General features: G+C 72.5%; 19 protein-coding genes. 12 read left to right on the forward strand and 7 right to left on the reverse strand.

Features of this window, described 5'->3' with window-relative positions; all coding sequences use genetic code 11:
* Positions 1–108: 108 nt before the first annotated feature.
* Both V6U86_RS06290 and V6U86_RS06295 read right to left on the reverse strand, forming a co-directional pair.
* Complete coding sequence (locus V6U86_RS06290) at positions 109–903, reverse strand: site-2 protease family protein (RefSeq protein WP_334499441.1); 795 nt, start codon at positions 901–903, stop codon at positions 109–111.
* Positions 903–1,103 (reverse strand): hypothetical protein, encoded by a 201-nt coding sequence (locus V6U86_RS06295; protein WP_334499443.1) that lies wholly within the window; start codon positions 1,101–1,103, stop codon positions 903–905. The genes V6U86_RS06290 and V6U86_RS06295 overlap by 1 nt, the downstream gene beginning before the upstream one ends.
* A gap of 145 nt (positions 1,104–1,248) precedes the next feature.
* Between V6U86_RS06295 and V6U86_RS06300 the strand changes: the two genes are divergently transcribed.
* From V6U86_RS06300 to V6U86_RS06315, 4 genes are all read left to right on the forward strand, one after another.
* The gene (locus V6U86_RS06300; protein ID WP_334499445.1) at positions 1,249–3,039 is read left to right on the forward strand and encodes a serine/threonine-protein kinase; all 1,791 of its coding nucleotides are present in this window, start codon (positions 1,249–1,251) and stop codon (positions 3,037–3,039) included.
* 458 nt (positions 3,040–3,497) lie between these two features.
* On the forward strand, positions 3,498–5,486 hold the full coding sequence (locus V6U86_RS06305) for a bifunctional adenosylcobinamide kinase/adenosylcobinamide-phosphate guanylyltransferase (RefSeq protein ID WP_334499447.1): 1,989 nt from the start codon (positions 3,498–3,500) through the stop codon (positions 5,484–5,486).
* Positions 5,476–6,249: an adenosylcobinamide-GDP ribazoletransferase gene (locus tag V6U86_RS06310; protein ID WP_334499449.1), complete on the forward strand. Its 774-nt coding sequence runs from the start codon at positions 5,476–5,478 to the stop codon at positions 6,247–6,249. The genes V6U86_RS06305 and V6U86_RS06310 overlap by 11 nt, the downstream gene beginning before the upstream one ends.
* A 67-nt stretch (positions 6,250–6,316) precedes the next feature.
* Positions 6,317–7,615, forward strand: a complete 1,299-nt coding sequence (locus tag V6U86_RS06315) for a DUF2314 domain-containing protein (protein ID WP_334499451.1) — start codon at positions 6,317–6,319, stop codon at positions 7,613–7,615.
* Positions 7,616–7,697: 82 nt separating this feature from the next.
* Here V6U86_RS06315 and gcvT read toward each other — a convergent pair whose 3' ends face one another.
* Complete coding sequence (gene gcvT / locus V6U86_RS06320) at positions 7,698–8,828, reverse strand: glycine cleavage system aminomethyltransferase GcvT (RefSeq protein ID WP_334499453.1); 1,131 nt, start codon at positions 8,826–8,828, stop codon at positions 7,698–7,700.
* 162 nt (positions 8,829–8,990) lie between these two features.
* Here gcvT and V6U86_RS06325 point away from each other — a divergent pair, with 162 nt between their 5' ends.
* On the forward strand, positions 8,991–10,565 hold the full coding sequence (locus V6U86_RS06325; protein ID WP_334499455.1) for a leucyl aminopeptidase: 1,575 nt from the start codon (positions 8,991–8,993) through the stop codon (positions 10,563–10,565).
* A 48-nt stretch (positions 10,566–10,613) separates the two neighbouring features.
* Here V6U86_RS06325 and V6U86_RS06330 read toward each other — a convergent pair whose 3' ends face one another.
* The gene (locus V6U86_RS06330) at positions 10,614–10,943 is read right to left on the reverse strand and encodes a hypothetical protein (protein ID WP_334499457.1); all 330 of its coding nucleotides are present in this window, start codon (positions 10,941–10,943) and stop codon (positions 10,614–10,616) included.
* Positions 10,944–11,120: 177 nt separating this feature from the next.
* Between V6U86_RS06330 and lpdA the strand changes: the two genes are divergently transcribed.
* Positions 11,121–12,512: a dihydrolipoyl dehydrogenase gene (lpdA, locus tag V6U86_RS06335; RefSeq protein ID WP_334499459.1), complete on the forward strand. Its 1,392-nt coding sequence runs from the start codon at positions 11,121–11,123 to the stop codon at positions 12,510–12,512.
* Between the two features lie 66 nt (positions 12,513–12,578).
* Positions 12,579–14,417: a 2-oxoglutarate dehydrogenase, E2 component, dihydrolipoamide succinyltransferase gene (gene sucB, locus V6U86_RS06340; protein ID WP_334499461.1), complete on the forward strand. Its 1,839-nt coding sequence runs from the start codon at positions 12,579–12,581 to the stop codon at positions 14,415–14,417.
* Positions 14,418–14,480: 63 nt separating this feature from the next.
* Here the strand turns inward: sucB and V6U86_RS06345 are convergent, their stop codons facing one another.
* The gene (locus V6U86_RS06345) at positions 14,481–15,416 is read right to left on the reverse strand and encodes an SDR family NAD(P)-dependent oxidoreductase (protein ID WP_334499463.1); all 936 of its coding nucleotides are present in this window, start codon (positions 15,414–15,416) and stop codon (positions 14,481–14,483) included.
* A gap of 153 nt (positions 15,417–15,569) precedes the next feature.
* On the opposite strand from V6U86_RS06345, the gene V6U86_RS06350 reads away from it, so the two are divergent.
* Positions 15,570–16,907 (forward strand): low temperature requirement protein A, encoded by a 1,338-nt coding sequence (locus V6U86_RS06350; RefSeq protein ID WP_334499465.1) that lies wholly within the window; start codon positions 15,570–15,572, stop codon positions 16,905–16,907.
* Between the two features lie 92 nt (positions 16,908–16,999).
* Positions 17,000–17,524, forward strand: a complete 525-nt coding sequence (locus tag V6U86_RS06355; protein WP_334499467.1) for a hemerythrin domain-containing protein — start codon at positions 17,000–17,002, stop codon at positions 17,522–17,524.
* Here V6U86_RS06355 and V6U86_RS06360 read toward each other — a convergent pair.
* Complete coding sequence (locus tag V6U86_RS06360) at positions 17,479–17,865, reverse strand: MerR family transcriptional regulator (protein WP_334499470.1); 387 nt, start codon at positions 17,863–17,865, stop codon at positions 17,479–17,481. The two genes, V6U86_RS06355 and V6U86_RS06360, sit on opposite strands and share 46 nt — an antisense overlap.
* A 56-nt stretch (positions 17,866–17,921) precedes the next feature.
* On the opposite strand from V6U86_RS06360, the gene V6U86_RS06365 reads away from it, so the two are divergent.
* Positions 17,922–18,911, forward strand: a complete 990-nt coding sequence (locus tag V6U86_RS06365) for an aldo/keto reductase (RefSeq protein WP_334499472.1) — start codon at positions 17,922–17,924, stop codon at positions 18,909–18,911.
* Between the two features lie 161 nt (positions 18,912–19,072).
* Complete coding sequence (locus V6U86_RS06370) at positions 19,073–19,978, forward strand: TIGR01777 family oxidoreductase (RefSeq protein WP_334499474.1); 906 nt, start codon at positions 19,073–19,075, stop codon at positions 19,976–19,978.
* Between the two features lie 137 nt (positions 19,979–20,115).
* Here V6U86_RS06370 and V6U86_RS06375 read toward each other — a convergent pair whose 3' ends face one another.
* Entirely contained in the window at positions 20,116–21,357 is a 1,242-nt protein-coding gene (locus V6U86_RS06375) for an extracellular catalytic domain type 1 short-chain-length polyhydroxyalkanoate depolymerase (protein ID WP_334499477.1), read from the reverse strand.
* A gap of 217 nt (positions 21,358–21,574) precedes the next feature.
* On the opposite strand from V6U86_RS06375, the gene V6U86_RS06380 reads away from it, so the two are divergent.
* Positions 21,575–23,419: a DUF2079 domain-containing protein gene (locus V6U86_RS06380; RefSeq protein WP_334499479.1), complete on the forward strand. Its 1,845-nt coding sequence runs from the start codon at positions 21,575–21,577 to the stop codon at positions 23,417–23,419.
* The last annotated feature ends 12 nt before the right edge of the window (positions 23,420–23,431 follow it).

Here is a 23,431-nt window from a genome sequence, read left to right on the forward strand (position 1 = left end):
CGGCCCGGCCGGCGCGAGGGTTTCGCACCGGCCGGGCCGGGTCAGGTCAAATCCGTCTGGTCGCCGGGTCAGGTCAACTCTGCCCGGTCACCGGTCACCGGTCACGGGTCACCGCCAGAAGCGGATCAGCTCCAGGCCGGTGGCGTAGAGCCACGACGGCAGACCGAGCAGGTCACCGACCGCGAAGACCGCGTCGAAGAACCAGCCGCCGATGCGCGGGTTCCACAGCAGCGCGAAGAGCAGGATGAAGCCGTACGGCGCGAACAGGTCGTACATCTTGCGCCACTGCGGGTTGAGCCACGGCTGGATCATGTTGCCGCCGTCCAGGCCGGGCACCGGCAGCAGGTTCAGCACGCTGGCGGTGAGCTGGAGGAAGGCCAGCAGCGCCACCCCGGCCCAGAACTCCACCGGGCCACCCGACTGGGTGCCGAACCGCACCGCCGCCACCAACACCAGCGTGAACAACACGTTGGTCGCCGGACCGGCGAGGCTGACCAGGGTGTGCCGCAGTCGGCCCGGGATGGCGTGCCGGTCGACCCAGACCGCGCCACCCGGCAGGCCGATGCCGCCGAGCAGCACCACCACCACCGGCAACACGATCGACAGCAACGGGTGGGTGTACTTCAACGGGTTGAGCGTCAGGTAGCCGCGGTGCGCGATGTCCCGGTCGCCGGCCCGGTAGGCCACCACCGCGTGCGCGTACTCGTGCAGGCAGAGCGACACCAGCCAGCCGGACACCACGAAGAGGAACACGTTGAACCGGACGCTGCCGTACCCGTTCCAGGTCAGCACCCCGCTGACCACGAAGAGGGCGACCAGGCCGAGGAAGACCGGGCTGGGCCGGAACGCCGCCCTGGGTACGCCGAGGACCAGCCCTTCACCGCCCGGGCGGTCGTAGGCCATCACTCGCCCGTGGGCAGCAGGCTCATCCGGTACTCCACCCGGTCGTCCTCCACGAGCGCGACCGAGGTGACGCCGGACGCCGCGAGCTCCCGCCAGGCCTGACCGATCCAGGATTCGGCGTCGGCCTGGCTGCCGAACGACTCCGCCGGCCCCTCGACCGTCTGACCGTCCGTGCCCTCGTACCGCCAGCTCCACGCCATGCCGCGTCTCCCCTCGCCGCTGAAGTCCCCGTGGGACGAACCCCCGCCAGCGTAGTCGGCTCCGCGCGCAACGGCCGCTCGCTCGCCCCGGCGGGGACCGACGGGGTGGATCAATCCGATTGACGCCGGCCGGTACGGTGGCTCGGTGTTGACGCGGGGAGTGCTGCTCGACGACCGGTACCGGCTGGGCGAGCGGGTGGCGACAGGTGGGATGGGCGCGGTCTGGCGCGGCACCGACGTGCTGCTGGAACGCGAGGTGGCCGTAAAGGTGCTGCTGCCGTCGCTGGTCGCCGATCCGGAGTTCACCACCCGGTTCCGGGCCGAGGCGCGGATGCTGGCCGCGCTGCGGCATCCGGGCGTGGTCCCGGTGCACGACGTGGGGCAGGCCGCGCTCGACGACGGCAGCCGGGTCGACTACCTGGTGATGGAGTACGTCGAGGGCGAGCCGTTGTCCGCCCGGGTACGCGCGTTGGGACGGCTGGATCCGGCCACCACCATGTCGGTGCTGGCCCAGGCCGCGGACGCGCTGCACACCGCCCACCTCGCCGGCATCGTGCACCGGGACGTGAAGCCGGGCAATCTGCTGGTCAAGGCCGACGGCAGGGTGGTGCTCGTCGACTTCGGCATCGCCCGGTCCCGCGACATGGCCGGGCTCACCGCCGCGAACATGGTGCTCGGCACCGCCTCGTACATGTCCCCCGAACAGGCCACCGGGCAGCCGGTCTCGGCCGCCACCGACATCTACGCGCTCGGCGCCGTGGCGTACTTCTGCCTTGCCGGGCAGCCGCCCTTCCACGGTGACAACCCCCTCGCGGTGGCGCTCCGACACGCCCAGGAGGACCCGGCGGCGCTGCCGGCGGACACCCCGCCAGCGGTCGCCGCCGTGGTGACCCGCGCGCTGGCCAAGCGCCCGGAGGACCGATTCGGCAGCGCCGCCGAGTTGGCCGCTGCCGCCGCCGATGCCCGCGACGCCACCCTGGCAAGCATCCCGGTCTCCGCCCGCCCACCGTGGGCGCTGGCCGCTCCGACCCCGGGCGTCCCGGCCTCCGCCGCTCTCCCCGCGCCGCTGGTCGGCCCGGATGCCGCGCCGCCGGTCGCGGCGACGCCGCCCGCCGGGCCGGTGCCGGCGGGGCCCGCCGCGCCGCGCCCACCAGCGAGTGTCGCGGCCGAACCGACGACCGAGTCGAAGCCGACCCGGGAGGACGCGCTCCGCAGCGGGCCGACGGGCCGACGCCTTCCACTGCTGGTCGGGGCCGGCGCGGTCGTCCTCGTCGCGCTGATCGTCGCGGTGGCCGTGGTGGCGCTGCGACCCGGAGCCGACCCGGGTTCGGCGGATCAGCCACCCGCGTTGGCCGGTGAGACGGCGGTGGCGGCCACCGACGACTCGCTGCCGCAGCCCGGAGAGGCGACCACCACCGGGCCCCGGCCCAGCGGAACGCCGGGCGCCAGCCGCACCGCGACCGCCAGCCCGACCGGCTCCTCCCCCGCCGACGCGACGACCAGCAGCGACCCCGCCCGCACCGGGGCACCGGGCGCCCCGCCGACCGCCACGGCCAGCAGCCGCCCCACACCCAGCCGTACCCCGTCCAGCCGGCCCAACCCGTACACGGCCGCACAGGCGTGCGGCAGCGGCTACCAGGTGATCGACTCAGCGACGCTGACCAGTGGGGACGGGCAGCGCAAGGGCCGGGTCTTCCTGCTGTACCACGCGGGCACCGGCACCAACTGCGTGGTCACCCTCAAGGACACCGCGGTCGGAGCGAAGTCGGCCGCCTCGGCGTACCTGGAGGTGCAGGGCCGGGCCCGCAGCACCGACAGCGGGTCCTTCGACTACTACGCCGGACCGGTGCGGGCCAGCGCCGCCGGGACGTGCGTCAAGTGGGGCGGCTCCACCGGCGGGGTCAGTTACGGCAGCGGGTTCGAACACTGCGACTGATCGACCGCGAGCACCGGGCCGGCAGGCACCGCGGGACGCCGGGTCACCCTGCGGACTCTCGCCGGACTTCCGAACGCGCAGCCGCCATCCGGGGTAGGGGTACCCGCCTGCCTACCTGTCGCTGGCATAGGTACCGCGCTGCGGCACGGTCATCACCAAACCGTGCTCCCGGAGCAGGCGCACCGCCGCTCGGACCGTCCCACGAGCCACGCCTCAACCGTCGCTCAGGGGCCACCCGCGTACGGGCCGTCCAAACCGAAGGCGTTGGTGCGCCTGACGGTCGAAGACTGTGCCGGCGACGCCGTCCCGGGGTGCGGGAGCGAGTTGGCAGGGTAGATCTTGGACACTTTCCGTTCCGAGCTGACGGAAAGTGTCCAAGATTGCCGGCGGCGGCGGGTGAAGCGGCCGGGGCCGGGGCGACGTGCCCAGCCCCGAAGGATGAGAACTAAGGTACGGGCATGTCCGTAGACGGGTGGAACACGGTCCTGGTGCTCGGCGGTATCCGGTCCGGCAAGTCCGAGTTCGCCGAGTCCCTGGTCACCGACGCGCCGGTGGTCCGCTACGTCGCCACCGCGCCCGAGGGCGACCCGGAGGACACCGAGTGGGCGACCCGCCTGGCGGCGCACCGCGCCCGTCGGCCGGGCAGCTGGACCACCGAGGAGACCACCGAGGACCCGCGCCGGCTGGCCGACGTGCTCGCGTCCGCCGAGGCCAACGAGACGCTGCTCGTCGACGACCTCGGCGGCTGGGTGACGGTGCTGCTCGACCCGGACCACCAACCCGCCGACGACGTGGCGACGATCGCCGAGTTGGCCGAGGCGGTCCGCGGGTGTGCCGCCCGGGTGGTGCTGGTGAGCCCCGAGGTGGGGCTGTCGCTGGTGCCGACCACCCCGCTGGGCCGGGCGTTCACCGACGCGTTGGGCGCGGCCAACCGCGCGGTCGCCGACGCCTGCGACGCGGTCGTGCTGGTCGTCGCGGGTCAGCCGGTCTGGCTCAAGCCGGTCGCCGGCACGACCGGGACGACTGCCACACCCGCGACCGCGACCGCCACGACCGGCGCACCCGCGACCGCCGGCGCACCCGTCACCGCGCCGTCCGTCGCCGCGACCGCAGCGGTGGTGCCGAACCTGGCCGACGACGAGCCGACGCCCGAGGTGCAGCTGCCCGACGTGCTGACCCACACGCCACCGGCCACCCCGACCCCGGAGCCGGGCGACCCCTGGGCGGCACCGACCATGGCGCTGCCCGTGGTGGCCACCGGGCTGGTCATCCAGCCCGGCATGGAGCTGCCGATGCCCGACGAGTACGCGGGCCCGCAGGCGGTGGACCGGCTGGCCACCCTGGACGTACCGGGCGCCGGCCTGGGCGTGCTGGATCGGGTGGTGGGCTTCGCCGCCGCCACCCAGGGCACCTCGACCCCCGCCGCCTGGGGCTCGGTGCGGGTGCTGCTGCTGCACGGCGACCACGCCGGCGGGGCGTCGGCCGGCACCGTCGCCGGAGAGTCGGCGCGTCGCGCCGCGCAGGCCCGCGCCGGCCGGGGCGCGTTGGCCCGGCTGGCCGCCGAGAGCGGCGCCAGCCTGCAGGTGGTGGACACTCCGGCCGCCGCACCGATCGAGGACCAGCCGGCCCTCACGCCGGAGCAGGTGGAGTCCGCGCTGCGCTACGGCTGGCGGTTGGCCGAACAGGCCGCCGACGCCGGCGTACAGCTGCTGGTGCTCGGGGCGTGCGGCGCCGGCACCGAGGCGGCGGCCGCGGCGGTGCTCGCGGCGACCGCGGGCGCGGAGCCACCCGCGGTGCTGGGCCGGGTGATCACCGACTCCGGCGAGATCGACGACGCGGCGTGGATGACCCGCTGCGCGGCGGTCCGCGACGCGCTGCACCGCACCCGGCGCTCGTCGCGGGGCGCCAAGGACATCCTCGCCGAGCTGGGCGGCGGCGACGTGGCCGTGGCCACCGGCGTGCTGCTCGGCGCCACCGCCCGCCGGGTGCCGGTGCTGCTCGACGGGCCGGTCGGGTTGGCCGCCGGCATGGTGAGCCGTGACCTGGCCGGGCAGGCGCGGCACTGGTGTCTGCTGGCCGACCACGGCGGGCACCCGGCCGTGCGGCTCGCCGCCGACGTGCTGGGCCTCACCCCGCTGCTCGACCTGCGGCTGGATCTCGGCGAGGGCGCGAACGCGCTTGTCGCGCTGCCGCTGCTGCGCTCGGTGCTGGCGCTCGCCGCCGCGCTGCCGGTGCACCCGTCGCTGGGCGGCGGGGACGACGCCGACCCGGCGGGCGACGAGCCGGAGTCCACCGACCCGAGCTACGCCGACCCGGACCTCACCGAGCCCGACTTCGCCGAGCCCGACCTCACTGAGCCCGACTTCGCCGAGCCGGAGCCGGCCGGACCGGGCCCGGCCAGCACCGGGACGGACGAGCAGCCGGCGTCGGGTCTGCGTGCCGGCTGAGCCACGGCTGCTCGCGGGAGCCCGGCTGGCAGTCACCACGTTCACCACCCTGCCGGTGCGGGCCGGGCGCATCGATCGCCCGGTCGCCGGCACGGCGATGGCCCTCGCCCCGGTGGTCGGCGCGCTGCTCGGCGCCCTGCTGGCCGGTGTGCTGCTGGTGGTCGGCGCGCTCGCTCCCCCGCTGGTGGCGGCCGGCGTGACCGTCGGCGTCGGCGCGCTGCTCACCAGAGGGCTGCACCTGGACGGGCTGGCCGACACCGTGGACGCGCTCGGCTCGTACCGGCGGGGCGCGGCCGCCCTGGAGATCATGAAGAAGCCGGACGTCGGCCCGTTCGGGGTGGTCGCCCTGGTGGTCGTACTGCTGGTGCAGGCGGCGGCGCTCGCCGACCTCGCGGGCCGGTCCTGGCCGGCGGCGCTCGCGGCGGTGGTCGCGGCGACCGCGGCCGGGCGGTTCGGTGTCACGCTGGCCTGCCGACGGGGAGTGCCGGCGGCCCGGCCCGACGGGCTGGGCGCGCTGGTGGCCGGCACGGTCGGCCCGGTGGCCCTCGCCGTCGGCGCGGTCGCCGTCGTGCTGCTGGCGGTGCCCGCGGTGCCGGGCCGTCCGTGGCAGGGGCCACTGGCCGTCGTCGCCGCGATCGCCGTCGCGCTACCGCTGCTCAGCCACGTGGTACGCCGGCTCGGCGGGATCACCGGCGACGTCCTCGGCGCGACCGTCGAGGTGGTCACCACGCTGGTCTACCTGGGTCTGGTGCTGTCCGGCTGAACCTGGCACGGCGGGCCGGGTAGCGTTCGCCTCGACAACACCGGCGCGGCCACCGGGGGATCCCACAATGCTCATCACGGACGACTTCCTGCCCGTACCGGTGCCGGAGTCGCTCAGCGCGACCTACCTGGTGCCGATGGTGGGGCTGCCGAAGGTCAGTGCGAAGACCGCGGTGGCGGCCCTGACCGGCCGGCTGGCCGAGCCGGTGCACGGGCTGGCCCGGCAGATGCTCGACAGCCCGCTGATGAGCGTCGACACCCGGCCGATCGCCGAATTTCCCGAGCTTCCGCCGGACCTGCTCACCGCGTTCGGTGCCACCAAGGAGCAACTGGCCCGGCTGGCGGCGGCGACGCACCTGGTGGTCGTACAGGCCGAGTACCGGCCCGGCTGGCCGCCCGCGCACGAGTGGGCCGCCCGGGCCGTCGCGGCGGCCGTGGCCGAATCCGTCGACAGCGACGTGGTGGACGTCTTCGGTCTGCAGTTCCTCGACCCGGCAACCGCGCTGCGTTCCCTCCCCGACGAGCAGGGCCGCATCCGACTCGTGGACTGGGTGCTGGTGCCGTACTCCTCGGACACCGAGGGCCTGTGGTTCACCACCAAGGGGCTACGCCGCTTCGGCCTGCTGGAGTTGCAGACCCAGGGGGTGCCCGACCACCTCACCCGCGCCTGGGGTGCGGTGATGACCGGGGCGGCCCGCCGGCTGCTGCGGGACTGGACCGACGGGCTCACCGGCGAGGAGGTGCCGGCGTTCGTGCAGCTGCCGGTGCTGGCGACAGTCACCGGGCATGACATCGCGGTGGCGTACGGCAACCCGGAGCAGCACGGCGCCACCGCCCCGGTGCTGCTGCGCCTCGAACTGGACCCGGCGACCGACCCGGAGGCCGACTCGTTCCTCAGCCTGCGCCCGCCAGCCGGGCATCCCGGCCCGGACGGGCGCTACTACGCCGCCGCGTGCGCGACCCTGTTCTCCGGCATCCAGCCGGACGTGCGCTACGCCCGTTCCGGTGACGCGATGAGCCGGGCGGTCGCCACCGCCCGGGCCGCGCTGGGTGACGCGCGGGCCCGGTTCGTCGCCGGCCAACTCCCCACCGAGTCGCAGCTGGTGGTGAAGTACGGCCTGCCCGGCGACGACGGCCCGGAGTACGTCTGGGCGGGCGTCACCTCGTGGGAGGCCCCGGAGCGCATCGTCGGCGTGAGCGCCAGCGACGCCAACACCGACCAGAGCGTCCGCATCGGCGCCCCCGTGGTGGTGGAGGCGTCCGACGTCGTCGACTGGGCCGTCCTGGACGCGACGGGCGTCATCGAAGGCGGCTGGACCCAAGCAGTCCTGGACTCAGGCGAACCCCCCACCCCTTCTCCGCGTTGATCATGAAGTTATTGCCACCGCCGTCGGCGTGTCGTGGCAATAACTTCATGATCAACGCGGAGAAGGGGTGGGGGTCTGGGGGTTACTTCACTGAGGGGGTTACGAAGGGGGGCTTGGTGAGGGTCAGGGGGGCTCGGCGGCCTCGGATGTCGATCTCTACTTCGGCGCCGTCCGCGAGGTTGGCGTCGGTGTTCAGCAGGGCCAGGGCGATGCCCTGCTTCCTCGTCGGGCTGAAGGTGCCGCTGGTCACGATGCCAACCTGGGCGTCGCCGACGTGCAGGGTCATGCCGGGGCGCGGGATGGCCCGGTCGACGGCCACCAGGCCGCGCAGCGTACGCCGAGGGCCGGCGGCCTTCTCGGCGAGCAGCGCGTCGCGGCCCCAGAAGGCCGGCTTGTCCCAACCGACCGCCCAGCCGGAGCGGGCCTGCACCGGGCTGATGTCCAGGGAGAGGTCCTGCCCGTGCAACGGGTACCCCATCTCGGTACGCAGCGTGTCCCGGGCGGCCAGCCCGCAGGCGCGTAGCCCGAACGTCGCGCCGACGGCGAAGAGCGCGTCCCAGACCGCGACCGCGTGCTCCGCCGGCACCACCAGCTCGTAGCCCAACTCGCCCGTGTAGCCGGTACGGCAGACGGTCAGCTCCATCCCGGCCAGGCTCGCTGCGGAGAAGCTCATGTAGCCGTGCTCGGTGGGCAGGTCCAGGGCGGCCAGCAACTCGGCCGAGCGGGGGCCCTGCACGGCCAGCACCGCGTACGCCTCGTGCTCGTCGGTGACGGTGACCTGCGCGGGCGCGGCGGCGCGCAACCGGCGCACCACCTCGGCGGTGTTCGCCGCGTTCGGAATGAGGAAGACGTGGTCGTCGGCGTAGAGGTAGGCGATGATGTCGTCCACGACGCCGCCGGTGGCGTCGTCGCAGCAGAGCGTGTACTGCGCCCGGCCCGGGCCGATCCGGCCCAGGTCGTTGCTGAGGCAGGAGTTGACGAAGTCGGCCGCGCCGGGGCCGCTCACCCGGGCCTTGCCCAGGTGCGACACGTCGAAGACCCCGACCGCGGTACGCACTGCGGTGTGCTCCTTGAGCACGCCACCGCCGGCGTACTCCAGCGGCATCTCCCAGCCCCCGAAGGGGGCGAACTTGGCGCCGGCGGCGGTGTGCCGCTCGTGCAGCGGGGAACGGCGCAGCCGGGTCTCGGCGGCGGCGGAGGTCACGTCGGTCATGGGTGGCAACTTACCGGGGGCGACCTGGCTGGTTAGCATCGGCGGGAGCCCACTGACCCGGTCAGCGGGACAACCATGACGTCCGGCGGGTAGGTTCCGCCGGAGACCTTCACCGCTGGTACGCGACGCCGCGACCGGCCCGGCCCGCCCGGAGTAGCTTCAGTGACTTCACCCCGCACCACCAACCTGAGCCTGGTCGACACCGACCCGGCCGAGCTCGCCGTCGACGCGATCGTGATCGGCGTGCACAGCCAGACCGGAGAGCAGGGCGCCACCAGCGGCCTCGCCGGCACCCTGCTGCTCGCCAGCGGCGCGGAGAGCATCGCGGCCGCGTTCGATGGCAAGCTGACCGAGACCCTCGCGCTGCTCGGCGCGACCGGCGGGCCGGGTGAGGTCATCAAGCTGGCCACCCTGGGCACCGTGACCGCCCCGCTGGTCACCGCGGTCGGGCTCGGCCCGGAGCCGTCGGGTGCCGCACCGGCCCCGGAGACGCTGCGCCGGGCCGCCGGTGCGGCGATCCGGGCGCTGGCGGGCGCACCCAAGGTCGCGCTGGCGCTGCCGCTGCCGGACGACGCGGACGCGTCGGCCGAGCTGCGCGCGGTCGCCGAGGGCGCGCTGCTGGGTGGGTACCGGTTCGCCGGCTACAAGACCCGGCCCCAGCCGACCCGGCGGGAGCCGGTGGCCGAGGTGCTCATCGCGGTGCCGGACGCCGGCGACGCGGACGCCCAGGCGGAGGTCGCCCGGGCGCAGGCGGTGGCGGGCGCGGTCCGGCTCAGCCGGGACTGGGTGAACACCGCGCCGAACGAGCTGCGTCCGCCGTCGTTCGCCGACGCGGTCGCGAGCGCGGCGCGTGAGGCGGGCCTCGGCGTCGAGGTGCTGGACGAGGCGGCGTTGGCCGCTGGCGGGTACGGCGGCATCGTCGCGGTCGGTCAGGGCTCGGAGGCCCCGCCGCGGCTGGTGAAGCTGACCTACACCCCGCAGGGCGGCGGCAACGGTAAGCGGGTCGCGCTGGTCGGCAAGGGCATCACCTTCGACACCGGCGGCATCTCGATCAAGCCGGCGCAGGGCATGTGGGAGATGAAGTCCGACATGGCGGGCGCCGCCGCGGTGGGCGCGACCATGCTGGCGATCGCCGCGCTGAAGCCGTCGGTGGCGGTCAGCGCGTACCTGCCGATGGCGGAGAACATGCCGTCGGGCACCAGCTACCGGCCGGGTGACGTGATCACCATGTTCAACGGCAAGCGGGTCGAGGTGCTCAACACCGACGCCGAGGGCCGGATGATCCTGGGCGACGCCATCGCCCGGGCCTGCGCGGACGGCACCGACTACCTGTTCGAGACCTCCACCCTGACCGGCGGCCAGGTCATCGCGCTGGGCAAGCGGGTGGCCGGCGTGATGGGCACCCCGGATCTGTGCGACCGGGTGAAGGTGGCCGGCGACGCCGTCGGCGAGCCGGCCTGGCCGATGCCGCTGCCCGACGACGTCCGTAAGGGCATGGAGTCGGACGTGGCGGACATCTCGCAGGTCAACGCCGGCATGGACCGGGCCGGTCACATGCTGCAGGGCGGCGTGTTCCTGCGCGAGTTCGTGGCCGACGACGTGGCCTGGGCGCACATCGACATCGCCGGGCCGGGTTACCACTCGGGCGAGCCGACCGGCTACTGGACCAAGGGCGGCACCGGCGTTCCGGTCCGCACCCTGGTGCAGCTCGTCGAGGATGTCGCCGCCAACGGCTGACGGAACGACTGAAAGCGAGGGGCCTCCGGTCGACGCCGGGGGCCCCTCTCAGTACCGCTCGGGGCGGCGTTTGCGGCGCTCGTTGAAGTCGCGCATCCGCTGCGGGTAGCCCATCAGCCGGACGTCGTAAACCGGGATGCCCATCCGGTACGCGAAGCGCCGGGCCCCGTCGGGGCCGTCGATGCGCCGACGGGTCCACTCCCCGTCGTCGGCGATCAGGATCACCGTGGTCTCCGTGACGGTCGTCCGGGGCTCGATGTACGCCTCGACGCCGCGCCGGCTCCGAATGAAGTTCTCCAGATGATCCAGATCGCCACGATCGGCGGCACGGTCACGACTCGGCACAGCCGCCTTTTTGCGGCGCCGGAACAACCCCACCGGTTCTCTCCCCCACCGTGCGTCATCGACAACGGTGCCAAGGGTACGTGTCGATGACGTGTCGTTGGGCACCTCACTACGCACCCTGTGCCCAGTGGTGACAAGATGACCGAGGTGGGGTGTGTCCGTGTTACATCCCGTGACCCCCGATGCAGCGACGCGACCTGGGAGTTGGACGTGAGCGAGCCGAACGAAGCGACCTTCGACATTGTCATTCTCGGAGGTGGCAGCGGCGGCTACGCGACCGCGCTGCGCGCCGCCCAGCTGGGCCTGAAGGTCGCGCTGGTCGAAAAGGGCAAGCTCGGCGGCACCTGCCTGCACAACGGTTGCATCCCGACGAAGGCTCTGCTGCACGCGGCCGAGATCGCCGACCAGGCCCGCGAGTCGGAGCAGTTCGGCGTGAAGGCCGAGCTGATCGGCATCGACATGGCCGGGGTCAACTCGTACAAGGACGGTGTCATCTCCCGCCTGTACAAGGGCTTGCAGGGCCTGGTGAACGGTTCGAAGAACGTCACCTTCGTGGCGGGCGCCGGCAAGCTGATCGGCAAGAACGTGGTCGAGGTGGACGGCAAGCGCTACACGGGCCGCAACATCGTCCTGGCTTCCGGCTCGTACGCGAAGAGCCTGCCCGGCCTGGAGGTCGACGGCGAGCGGATCATCACCAGCGACCACGCCCTCACCATGGACCGGGTGCCGTCGTCGGTGATCGTGCTCGGTGGTGGCGTGATCGGCGTCGAGTTCGCCAGCGTGTGGAAGTCCTTCGGTGTGGACGTGACGATCGTCGAGGCGCTGCCCCGGCTGGTCGCCGCCGAGGACGAGGAGTCGTCGAAGGCGCTGGAGCGGGCGTTCCGCAAGCGGAAGATCAACTTCAAGGTCGGTAAGCCGTTCGAGAAGGTCGAGAAGACCGAGAACGGCGTCAAGCTGACCATCTCCGGTGGCGAGACCGTCGAGGCGGAGCTGCTGCTGGTCGCCGTCGGTCGCGGCCCGAACACCGCCAACCTCGGGTACGAGGAGCAGGGCGTCAAGATGGACCGCGGCTACGTGCTGACCGACGAGCGGCTGCGTACCAGCGTGCCGAACGTCTACGCGGTCGGCGACATCGTGCCCGGCCTCCAGCTCGCCCACCGGGGCTTCCAGCAGGGCATCTTCGTGGCCGAGGAGATCGCCGGGCAGACCCCCGCCGTGATCGACGAGGTCGGCATCCCGCGCGTCACCTACTGTGACCCGGAGTTGGCGTCGGTGGGTCTCACCGAGGCCAAGGCCAAGGAGCAGTACGGCGCGGACAAGGTCAAGACGTACAACTACAACCTGGCCGGCAACGGCAAGAGCCAGATCCTCAAGACCACCGGCTTCGTGAAGCTGGTCCGGGTGGAGGACGGCCCCGTGGTCGGCGTGCACATGATCGGCGCCCGGGTGGGTGAGCTGATCGGTGAGGCACAGCTCATCTACAACTGGGAGGCGTACCCGGCCGAGGTCGCCCAGCTCGTGCACGCCCACCCGACCCAGAACGAGGCCCTGGGCGAGGCGCACCTGGCCCTCGCCGGCAAGCCGCTGCACTCGCACGCCTGATCATCCAAACCGCGGCGTCCGGCGACGGGCGAAGATCCCACCAGGGGAATGAAGGAGTCTCAGAACATGCCGGTATCGGTCACCATGCCCCGGCTCGGCGAGAGCGTCACCGAGGGCACCGTCACTCGCTGGCTCAAGCAGGAGGGCGACACGGTCGAGGTTGACGAGCCCCTGCTCGAGGTCTCGACCGACAAGGTCGACACCGAGATCCCGTCGCCCGCGGCGGGCGTGCTGAGCCGGATCGTGGTCGGCGAGGACGAGACCGCCGAGGTCGGCAGCGAGCTGGCCGTCATCGCCGGTGAGGGCGAGTCGACCGGCGGTGGCGGGGCTGCCCCGCAGGAGCAGGCTCCGGCCGAGGCGGTCGAGCCGGCCGCCGAGCCGACGGCCGCCGCCGAGGGCACCGCCGACGAGGTGGCCCAGGACGAGGCCCCGGCCGAGGCGTCGGCTCCGGCCGCCGCGCCGTCGGGCGAGGGCACCGCGGTGAAGATGCCGGCCCTGGGCGAGAGCGTCACCGAGGGTACGGTCACCCGCTGGCTCAAGCAGGTCGGCGAGACCATCGAGGTCGACGAGCCGCTGCTGGAGGTCTCCACCGACAAGGTGGACACCGAGATCCCGTCGCCGGTCGCCGGCACGGTGCTGGAGATCAAGGTCGCCGAGGACGAGACCGCTGCGGTCGGCGCCGACCTGGCGATCATCGGCGTTGCCGGCGCGGCCCCCGCCCCGGCGCAGCCCGAGCCGAAGCCCGAGCCGAAGGCGGAGGCCAAGCCGGCGCCGAAGGCCGAGCCGAAGCCGGCGCCGAAGGTCGAGGAGCCGACCCCGGGCGCGTCGTACAACGAGCCCGCCGCGGAGACCGAGAGCTCGGCGCAGCCGGCGAAGACCGAGCAGGCCGCGCAGCCGGCCGCGGCGGCCTCGACGCCGCCGCGCCCGTCCGCCCCGGCACCGGGTGCCGGCGAGGAGGCCGCCGGGTACGTGACTCCGCTGGTGCGCAAGCTGGCCAGCGAGCACGGCGTCGACCTGGCCGCGCTCAACGGCACCGGCGTGGGTGGCCGGATCCGCAAGCAGGACGTGCTGGAGGCTGCCGAGAAGGCGAAGGCCGCCAAGGCCGCTCCCGCCGCCGCGCCGGCCGCCGCACCGTCGGCGGCTGCGGCCAAGCCGGCCGCCAAGCCGCAGCCGAGCGGCAAGCGGGGCACCACCGAGAAGCTCCCGCGGATCCGTAAGGCCATCGCCAAGCGGTTGCACGAGTCGCTGCACGAGATGGCGCAGCTGACCACGGTGGTCGAGGTGGACGTCACCCGGGTCGCCAAGCTGCGGGCGCAGGCGAAGGACTCCTTCGTGCAGCGGCACGGGGTGAAGCTGTCCTTCCTGCCGTTCTTCGCGCTCGCCGCCATCGAGGCGCTCCAGACGCACCCGATCGTCCAGGCCAGCATGGACCTGGAGGGTGGCACGATCACCTACCCGGCGGCCGAGCACCTCGGCATCGCGGTGGACACCGAGCGGGGTCTGCTGACGCCGGTCATCCACAACGCCGGTGACCTCAACCTGGGCGGCATCGCCAAGCGCGTCGCCGACCTGGCCGAGCGGACCCGGACCAACAAGATCAGCCCGGACGAGCTGGCCGGGGCGACCTTCACGCTGACCAACACGGGCAGCCGGGGCGCGCTCTTCGACACCCCGATCGTGCCGTCGCCGCAGTCGGCGATGCTCGGCACGGGTGCCGTGGTGAAGCGTCCGGTCGTGGTGAACGACCCGGAGCTGGGCGAGGTCGTCGCGATCCGGTCGATGGTCTACCTGGCCATGTCGTACGACCACCGACTGATCGACGGCGCCGACGCCGCTCGCTTCCTGACCACGGTCAAGGAGCGGCTGGAGGCCGGCAACTTCGAGGCGGAGCTGGGCCTGGCCTGATCGAAACGCAACGCCGATAGGGCGCCCCGGTCATCGACCGGGGCGCCCTTCCCGTTCTGGTGCTCAGCTCTTGAGCAGGGCGGTGGAGACCTGCCAGAGCCGCTCGGCGGCCTCCGGGTCCAGCGCGTAGTCGGCGACGCCCGTCCGGCCACCGGGCTGGGCGGGGGCGGCCTGCTGACAGTCCTCGAAGTAGCGCCCGCCCACACCGTCGAGCAGCGGCGAGGCGGCGACCAGCACCGAGGTGGCGGCGCCCTGCTCGGTGGTCTTCCAGGCCGCCGCGTTACCGGCGCGCATCCGGGTCAACTCCTCCTCGCTGACGTAGCGCTGGAGGTTGGTCTGGATCGCGCCGGGCATCAACGAGTTGGCCAGAATGCCGTCGTCGGCCCATCGCCGGGCCGCCTCGACGGCGAAGAGCACGTTCGCCGTCTTGGACTGCCCGTACGCCTGCCACGGCTCGTACTCCCGTTTGTCGTACTGGATGTCCTCGAAGACCACCGGTGAGCGCAGGTGGGCGGCGGAGCTGACCGAGACGATCCTGGCCCCGTCGGCGGCCGCGAGGGCCCGGTGCAGCCCGGTGGCGAGCGCGAAGTGCCCCAGATGGTTGGTGGCGAACTGCATCTCCCAGCCCTGCGGGGTCCGGGACAGGGGTGCGGCCATGATGCCGGCGTTGCCGACCAGGATGTGCAGCGGGCCGTCCCAGTTGGCCACGAAGTCGGCAATCGAATCCTGGTCGGCGAGGTCGAGCGTGGCGACCAGGACGCGGTCGTTTCCGGTGGTGCCGGTGATGTCGTTGGCGGCCTGCTGGCCCGCGTCGGGGTTGCGGACGGCCAGCGTGACCGCCGCGCCGGCGCTGGCCAGGGCGCGGGCGGTCTCCACGCCGATCCCGGAGGATCCGCCGGTGACGACCGCGCGTCGCCCGACGAGGTCCACGCCCTTGATCACGTCCATCGCCGTGGAGTGATGGGCGAACGGGGTGGTGATCGGGTTGCTCGTCGTCATTGTCCATCCTTGTCCGAGTGTGGCGGACCGGCCGGCCCGCTGCGTGCGGCCGTGGTCCGGGTGTTTCCCCGGCCCGGGACGGAGGTAACGCCGGACCACGTCGCCATCGCCGTTCGGGCCTCCGACCAGCCCGAACGCTGCCAGAGTTGGGGCGTGGGCGGCTACCGGCGGGGTGGACAGCTGGGACCGGCCATCCCGATCGCCCCCGGTGCCCGGGTGGACAAGTTCGAGGTCTTCTTCGACCTGGTCTTCGTCTTCTCGTTCTTCATCATCACCCGGGCCACCGCGGCCAACATCTCCGGCCGGCAGCTGCTGCACGCCGGCCTGGTGCTCGCCGTGCTCTGGTGGATCTGGGTGGTGCACAGCCTGGTCGCCACCCGGGTCCGGCTCGGCGAGGGCTACGTCCCGGTGCTCATGGTGATCGCGATGGTCGCCCTGTTCGCGTTCGCCCTGGCGCTTCCGCAAGCGTTCAGCGACCCGAAGGGGAGCGCCGCCGGCCCGATGCTGGTGGCCATCAGCTACGTCGTGGTCCGGGCCGTACACATGATCCTCTATCAGCATGTGGTGCGGGACAGCCCACAGGAGCGGCGGCAACTGCGGCGGTTCGCCCCGGAGCTGGCGGTGAGCATCGTGCTGCTGTTGGCCGCCGCGCTCATCCCCCCGCAGATCACCGACCCCGACGAGGCCGCCATGGTCCGCGACGGGCTGTGGATCGCCGTGGTGGTGGTGCAGTACGCCACCGGCTTCATCGTCGGGACCTGGGGTTGGGGGGTGACCAGCGCCGAACACTGGACTGAACGCTACGACCTCATCCTGATCATCGCGCTGGGCGAGTCGATCATCTCGACGGGGGTGGGCGGCAATCTGCTCGGCAAGCCGGTCACCTGGCCCGCGGTGGCCGCCGCCGCGCTCGGCATCGTGGTCACCGCCGCCCTCTGGTGGGCGCACTTCGACTTCATCGGGCCGGCCGCCCGGATCGCCCTGCACGCGGCCGAGGGTGGCCCCCGGGTGGCGATGGCCCGCGACGCGTACGCGTATCTCTACCTGCTGATGATCGCCGGGGTGATCCTCTTCTCGATCGGCAACGAGGAGGTACTGCACAAGATCACCGACCCGGCCGGTGGGATCGCGGAGAAGGTCGAGGGGCCGGCGGTGCCGATGCTCTTCGGCGGTTTGATCTGCTATTTCGTCGTCAATCTGTTCTTCCAGCTCCGCACCCTGCACACCGTCACGTGGACCCGCATCGGCGTCATCGTGGTGCTCACCGCCGCCCTCCCGATCGGCCAGCACCTGCCGGCACTGGGCGCGCTCACCCTGGCGGCGGTGATCTGCGTGGCGCTGGTGGCCGTGGAGGTGATGGCCATGTCGCAATCCCGGCACGCTTTGCGGGCCGCCGTCTTCCAGGAACGGACCAGTCACGAGGCCCACGAGGCCGGCTGGCGTGCGCGCTGGCACGACGTCCGGGAGACCGACGAGCCGACCACGCCGTGACGCAGCCGGTATAGGATCCGGCGCAGCGTCGCGGTGCACCCGGCACAAAGGCCGCCGTGGGCATGGAGGCGCGGGGACAGCATGGGACGAACGTGCACCCAACCGATTCACCGGCCGACCGGCTCGCCGCCGTCGGCAATCAAATGATCGAAATCCATCTCTGGCTCAGCGCGGAACTGGCCCGGTTGCAGGCCAGCCTCGACACCCCGTCCCGGGACCTGCGGGCGCACTGCCTGACCTTCTGCGCCGCGCTCGGCCGACACCACACCGGTGAGGACGGGGGCGCGTTCCGGCTGCTGGCCGAGGAGGTCCCCGAACTGCGCCCGGTCATCGACAACCTGATCACCGATCACGAGGTGGTGGCGGGGATCCTGGAACGGGTCGAGGCCCTGCTGGGCCGCGATGCGGCGGTGCCGGTCGCCCAGGTGCGCGCCGAGCTGGGCGGGTTGGCCGCCCTGCTGGAGTCGCACTTCCGCTACGAGGAGAAGCGACTGGTCACCGCCCTGAACGCGCTCACCGGTCGCCCCGGAACGACCGAGCAGCTGCTCGGCCTGAGCGCGCCTGGTTCCCCTCAGTCGGCTTCCGATCCCGGTGCGGTGCCGGGCAGTCGCTCGTAGAAGCGGATCTTCTCCCGGAGGTGGTCGTACTGGTGCTGGAGCAGGCGCATCTGCTCCTCCACCCGGGCCGCGTGGTGGCGCAGCAGTTCATGCCGCTCGTCGGCGGTGTGCTCCCCGGCGCGGGCCAGTTGCGCGTAGCGGCGCATCTGCGCGATCGGCATCCCGGTGTCGCGCAGGCAGCGGAACAACACCAACCAGCCGAGGTCGTCGTCGGTGAAGACCCGCTGCCCGCCCGCTGTCCGCTCCACCTCCGCGAGGAGGCCGATCTTCTCGTAGTACCGCAGAGTGTCCAGGCTGAAGCCGCTGCGGCGGGCGGCCTCCGAGGGGGCGTAACCGCTCATGTCGCGACAGGGTAGTGCTTGACCTGGAGCGCGCTCCAGGTTGGAAGCTGGTGACCATGACGACGACACGGACGCTGGGGCGCAGCGGCATCACGGTGAGCGCGATCGGAATGGGGTGCTGGGCCATCGGCGGCCCGCTCTGGGGTGACGACGGGCAGCCGTTCGGCTGGGGTGAGGTCGACGACGACGAGTCGATCCGCACCATCCACCGGGCGCTCGATCTCGGGGTGACCCTGTTCGACACCGCCAGCAACTACGGCGCCGGGCACAGCGAGCGCATCCTCGGTCAAGCCCTGGCCGGGCGACGGGACAGCGTGGTGATCGCCACGAAGTTCGGCAACGTCAGCGAGGAGAGCACCCGTCGGGCGCTCGGCACCGACGCCAGCCCGGCCTTCGCGGTGCGCAGCCTGGACGACTCGCTGCGCCGGCTCGGCACCGACTACGTCGACCTCTACCAACTGCACATCAACGCACTGCCGGTGCCCGCCGCGCTCGACCTGGTCGACACCCTGGAGGCCCTGGTCGACCAGGGCAAGATCCGGGCGTACGGCTGGAGCACCGACGACCCGGCCTCGGCGGAGGCGTTCGCGGTCGCCGGCCCGCACTGCGTCGCCATCCAGCACGACGAGTCGGTGTTGCGCGACAACGCGGCGGTGTTGGCGGTCTGCGACAAACACGACCTGGCCAGCCTCAACCGTGGGCCGTTGGCGATGGGGCTGCTCACCGGATCGACCCGGGCGGTCGGGCCCGACGATGTGCGCGGACGGGCACCGGAGTGGCTGGAGTGGTTCACCGACGGCCGGCCGACGCCGCACTGGGCGGCCCGGGTCGACCAGGTCCGCGCGGCGCTCACCGCCGACGGGCGCACCCTGACCCAGGGCGCGCTCGGCTGGTTGCTGGCACGCAGCCCACGTACCGTGCCGATCCCCGGCCTGCGCACGGTGGCCCAGGCCAACGAAAACCTGGCCACCCTTGACCAGGGCCCCCTCAGCCCCAAGTCCTACGCCGAAGTCGAGCGCCTCCTAACCAACCTCCGCACCCCCTAACCCTCCCCCACCCCCCACCCCACCCCACCCCACCCCACCCTCGTCGATCTTGCAGTTGCTGCCCCGACGAAACGGATGTGTCGGGGCAGAACGGTGACAGAAAGTGCAAGATCGGCGAGGGGGTGCGCTGGCGGTGCGGGGGTTTGGACGAAGATGGGGGTATGCGGATCCTTCTGGCCGGCGCGTCCGGCTTCCTTGGCGTCCGGCTGGCCAACCGGCTCGCCGCCGACGGGCACCAGATCACCCGGCTCGTCCGCAGGGAGCCGCGCGACTCGCAGGAGCGCCAGTGGGACCCGGCCGCCGGGCAGCTCGACCCGGCCGTTGTCGCCGAGGCCGATGCCGTGGTCAACCTGGCCGGCGCGGGCGTCGGCGACAAACGCTGGAACGACGACTACCGGCGGTTGATCCGCACCAGCCGGGTGGACAGCACCACCACGCTGGCGACCACCGCCGCCGGGCTCCCCGGCGCGGACCGACCCCGGGTGCTGCTCAACTCGTCGGCAGTGGGCTGGTACGGCAACACGGGCGACCGGGCGGTCGAGGAGGACGCGCCGGCCGGCGAGGGCTTCCTGGCCGACGTCTGCCGGGTGTGGGAGGCCGCGACCCGGCCGGCCGAAGATGCCGGGGTACGCGTGGTCCGGCTGCGTACCGGCCTGCCGCTGCACCGCGAGGGCGGGCTGCTCAAGCCCCAACTGCTGCCGTTCAAGCTGGGCATCGCCGGCCGGCTGGGCAGCGGCCGGCAGTGGTTGCCGTGGATCTCGATGGCCGACTGGCTGGACGCGACCCGCTTCCTGCTCGACCGCGACGACATCGCCGGCCCGGTCAACGTGGTGGGGCCGAGCCCGGTCACCAACGCCGAGTTCACCCGCGAGCTGGCCCGGCAACTGCACCGGCCGGCGATCATCCCGATCCCCGGGCTGGCACTCAAGGTCGCCCTCGGTGGCTTCGCCCACGAGGCGCTCACCAGCACCCGGGTCCTCCCCGGAGTCCTGACGAGAGCCGCCTACCCCTACCACCACCCAACTCTCCCAGCCGCCCTAAAAGCAGCCCTAAACCCCACACCCTGAGCCCGCCACCCCCGCCGACCCTCGTCGATCATGAAGTTATTGCCACGACACGCCGAGGTGAGTGGCAATAACTTCATGATCAACAGGGGTCAGGGCGGGGGGTCAGGGGGGTGGGGGGGTGGGGGGTTAGGGGTGGGTTAGCAGCCGATTACCCAGTGGTTGGGGGCGGTTTGCTTGAGGACGCTGGTGTAGAAGGTGTTGTAGAGACCCATCCGCTGGTTGGAGCCGTTCGCGTAGGCGTAGCCGCCGGACTGGTACGCCCGACCGGCCACCACGTGCGCGTAGTTGCTCGCCGTCACGCAGGTCGGCGACACGGTCGGGGTGGGCGTTGCCGTCGGGGTCGGCGTCGGGGTCGGCGTGGGGGTGGGGGTGGCCGTCGGGGTCGGGGTCGGGCCGGTCCCGCCACCGTTCAGGCCGAAGAAGAGCGCGTCACGGTACGTCGAGCAGATGGTGTCCAGGAAGTACGCGCCGGCGGTGCCGCACTGTTCGGCCGCGGAGCCCGGGTCGACCGGGGTGCCGTGGCCCATCCCGGAGATCCGGTACAGCCGCACGTCGTCGTTGCCGTACACCTCGAGGCTGGTGTTGCCGGGCAGCGACACCGTGCTGGTCGGCGTCTGCGACACGCCCCGCACGTTGGTCCACTGGTCGCGGGACTCGGTGCCGTTGAGCGGGGTGACCGTGGTGTCCGAGGTGCCGTGCCAGATCGCCACCCGGGGGCGCGGGCCGGTGTAGCCGGAGTACGCGCCACGGACCAGGTCGCCCCAGGCTGCCGGGGTCTTGTCCGCACCCGGGTTCATGCAGCTGAACGCGTTGACCATGCTGGTCGCGCAGCGGTACGGGATCCCCGCGATGATCGATCCGGCGGCGAAGACGTCCGGGTAGGTGGCGAGCATGACCGCGCTCATCGCCCCGCCAGCGGAGAGCCCGCTGACGTAGACCCGGGAGCCGTTCACCCCGAAGTTCGTCTTGGCGTGGTCGACCATCTGCTTGATCGACAGGGCCTCGCCCTGACCCCGGGTGGTGTCCCCCGCCTCGAAGAAGTTGAAGCAGGAGTTGGCGTTGTTGCTGGCGGGCTGCTGGGCGACGATCAGGGCGAACTTCCACTGGTCGGCGTACTTCTGCCAGCCGGAGTTGGCGAAGTAGCCGGAGGCGTTCTGGACGCAGCCGTGCAGCAGCACCACCGCCGGGGAGTTGGCCGGTAGGCCGTCCGGTCGGTAGGCGTACATGGCGAGGTTGCCGGGGTTGGAGCCGAACCCGGTGACCTGGGTGAGGGTGGCGGCCTGGGCGGGTGTGGCGATGGCGACCGCGCCGGCGGCGGCGAGGGCGACCCCGGCGACCGCACCGAGCAGCCGGGTGAGGATGGACGAGGAGCGGCGCACGGCGGCCTCCTGAGGGGCGGACTGTGAACTGGGTCACGGTCGAGTTGCCGAGACGTTACGACGGTGTGTCGCCGCTATGACATGGGGCACACTCACACATTCACGACGGACGCTGTGTACGCCAGACCGTCGACGTGGCGGACCGAATCTGTCCCCAACGGTCCCGTCCTTGCAGGTCTGACCGGCCCGTCCAGGTCCGGTTGGTAACGTCCGCTGCGTGCCGTCCTCCCCGTCGCTGGCCACCGGGCCCGCACCCGCGTCACCGCCGCGTACCGTCCGGGACCGCCGGGCCGACCTGATCGTCGCGCTGGTGGCGCTCGCGCTCGCCGTGTGGGTGACCAGCGGGCTGTGGCAGGACCCGAACGTCCGCACCATCACCGTCAACTCCAGCGACCAGGCGCTGTTCGAGTGGCTGCTGGCGTTCGGCGGGCACGCGGTCACCCACGGGGAGAACCCGCTCTTCACCTACCTGATCAACGTCCCGGACGGCGTGAACCTCGCGGTCAACACGACGATCACCGTGTACGCGGTGGTCTTCGCCCCGCTCACGTACCTGATCGGCCCACCGGCGACGTTCCTGGTGATCCTCACCCTGAACCTGCTCGCCACCGCGCTGGCCTGGTACTGGCTGCTCTCCCGACACCTGGTCCGCAGCCGGCTGGCCGCCGGCGTCGGCGCCCTGTTCATCGCCTACTCCCCCGGCATGGTGTCGCACGCCAACGCGCACCTGAACTGGACCGCCGGTTGGCTGGTGCCGCTGCTGATCTGGCGGCTGTTCGCGCTGCGCCGCCCGGGGCGTTGGCTCCGTGACGGGGTGATCCTCGGCGTGCTGGTCGCGGTGGCCTTCTCGATCGCCGCCGAGGGGCTCTTCTTCACCGCGCTGGCACTGGGAGTGTTCGTCGCCATCTGGGCGCTGCACCCGGCGAACCGCGTGGAGGCTCGTGCCGCGCTGCCCACCTTCCTGCACGGGCTCGGGGTGACAGCCGTGGTCGCCGGGGTGCTGTTGTCGTACCCGTTGTGGTTGCACTTCGCCGGGCCGCAACGGTTCCACGGCACCGGCTTCGACCCGGTCATCCATTCCGAGGACATCGCGGCGTTCGCCGCCTTCCCCCGCCGCTCGCTGGCCGGCGAGGTCGGGTTGGGCACCTCGCTGGCGCCCAACCCGACCGAGGAGAACTCGTTCTTCGGCATCCCGCTGCTGGTGCTCACCGTTGTCTGTTTCATCGCACTCTGGCGGCGGGCCGACGCGCACCGCCGCGCCACCCTCTGGGCGCTGGGTGCCGTGGCGCTGATCTTCACGGTGCTCTCCTTCGGGCCGGTGGCCAAGGTCGACGGCCGGCGCACCGACCTCCCCATGCCGTTCGACCTGCTCGGACAACTGCCGGTGGTGAACGCCGCGCTACCGGCTCGCCTGGCGCTGGTGGTCGCGCCGGTGGTGGGGCTGTTGCTGGCGTACACGATCGACCAGTTGCGCGCCGCACCCGTGCGGCACCGCTCCACGGAGCTGGCCTGGCTGCTCGGTTTCGTGGTGGCCCTGCTGCCACTGCTACCCACCCCGTTGCTGACCGACGAGCGGGAGCCGATCCCGCGGTTCATCACCTCCGGCACGTGGCGGGAGTACGTCTCACCCGACGGGGTGCTGACCCCACTGCCGCTGACCGTGGACATCTACCCGGACGGCCAGCGGTGGCAGGCGTACGCGTTGTCGCACCGGCAGGGCGAGTTCGCCATCCCCGGCGGCTTCTTCCTCGGCCCCGGCGGGCCGGACGGGCGGGGTCGGATCGGCCCGGTGCCACGCACGCTGAGCGCGTTGATGGACCAGGCCGGCCGCACCGGGCTGGTCCCCATCATCACCGACGGAACGATCCGGGAGGTCCAGTCGGACCTGCGGCACTGGCGCATCGAGACGGTGGTGCTCGCCGACCAGGTGCACGGCGCGAAGTTCGAGGTCGACGAGGAGGCGCTGCGGCGCACCGGCACCGCCCTGTTCGGCGAGCCGCAACGGGTCGACGACGTCTGGCTCTGGCGGATCCCGCCGAGCAATGGTGATCTTCCCCGGTGAGGCGGCTCACCA

The sequence above is a fragment of the Micromonospora sp. CPCC 205558 genome (assembly GCF_036902955.1).
Lineage (GTDB): Bacteria > Actinomycetota > Actinomycetes > Mycobacteriales > Micromonosporaceae > Micromonospora.

Excerpts from the sequence above, each read along its gene's own strand:
- V6U86_RS06345 (WP_334499463.1), bottom strand. The coding sequence starts at position 15,416 with ATGACGACGAGCAACCCGATCACCACCCCGTTCGCCCATCACTCCACG.
- sucB (WP_334499461.1), top strand. The coding sequence starts at position 12,579 with ATGCCGGTATCGGTCACCATGCCCCGGCTCGGCGAGAGCGTCACCGAG.
- V6U86_RS06370 (WP_334499474.1), top strand. The coding sequence starts at position 19,073 with ATGCGGATCCTTCTGGCCGGCGCGTCCGGCTTCCTTGGCGTCCGGCTG.
- V6U86_RS06305 (WP_334499447.1), top strand. The coding sequence starts at position 3,498 with ATGTCCGTAGACGGGTGGAACACGGTCCTGGTGCTCGGCGGTATCCGG.
- V6U86_RS06315 (WP_334499451.1), top strand. The coding sequence starts at position 6,317 with ATGCTCATCACGGACGACTTCCTGCCCGTACCGGTGCCGGAGTCGCTC.
- V6U86_RS06365 (WP_334499472.1), top strand. The coding sequence starts at position 17,922 with ATGACGACGACACGGACGCTGGGGCGCAGCGGCATCACGGTGAGCGCG.
- V6U86_RS06360 (WP_334499470.1), bottom strand. The coding sequence starts at position 17,865 with ATGAGCGGTTACGCCCCCTCGGAGGCCGCCCGCCGCAGCGGCTTCAGC.
- gcvT (WP_334499453.1), bottom strand. The coding sequence starts at position 8,828 with ATGACCGACGTGACCTCCGCCGCCGCCGAGACCCGGCTGCGCCGTTCC.
- V6U86_RS06295 (WP_334499443.1), bottom strand. The coding sequence starts at position 1,103 with ATGGCGTGGAGCTGGCGGTACGAGGGCACGGACGGTCAGACGGTCGAG.
- V6U86_RS06290 (WP_334499441.1), bottom strand. The coding sequence starts at position 903 with ATGGCCTACGACCGCCCGGGCGGTGAAGGGCTGGTCCTCGGCGTACCC.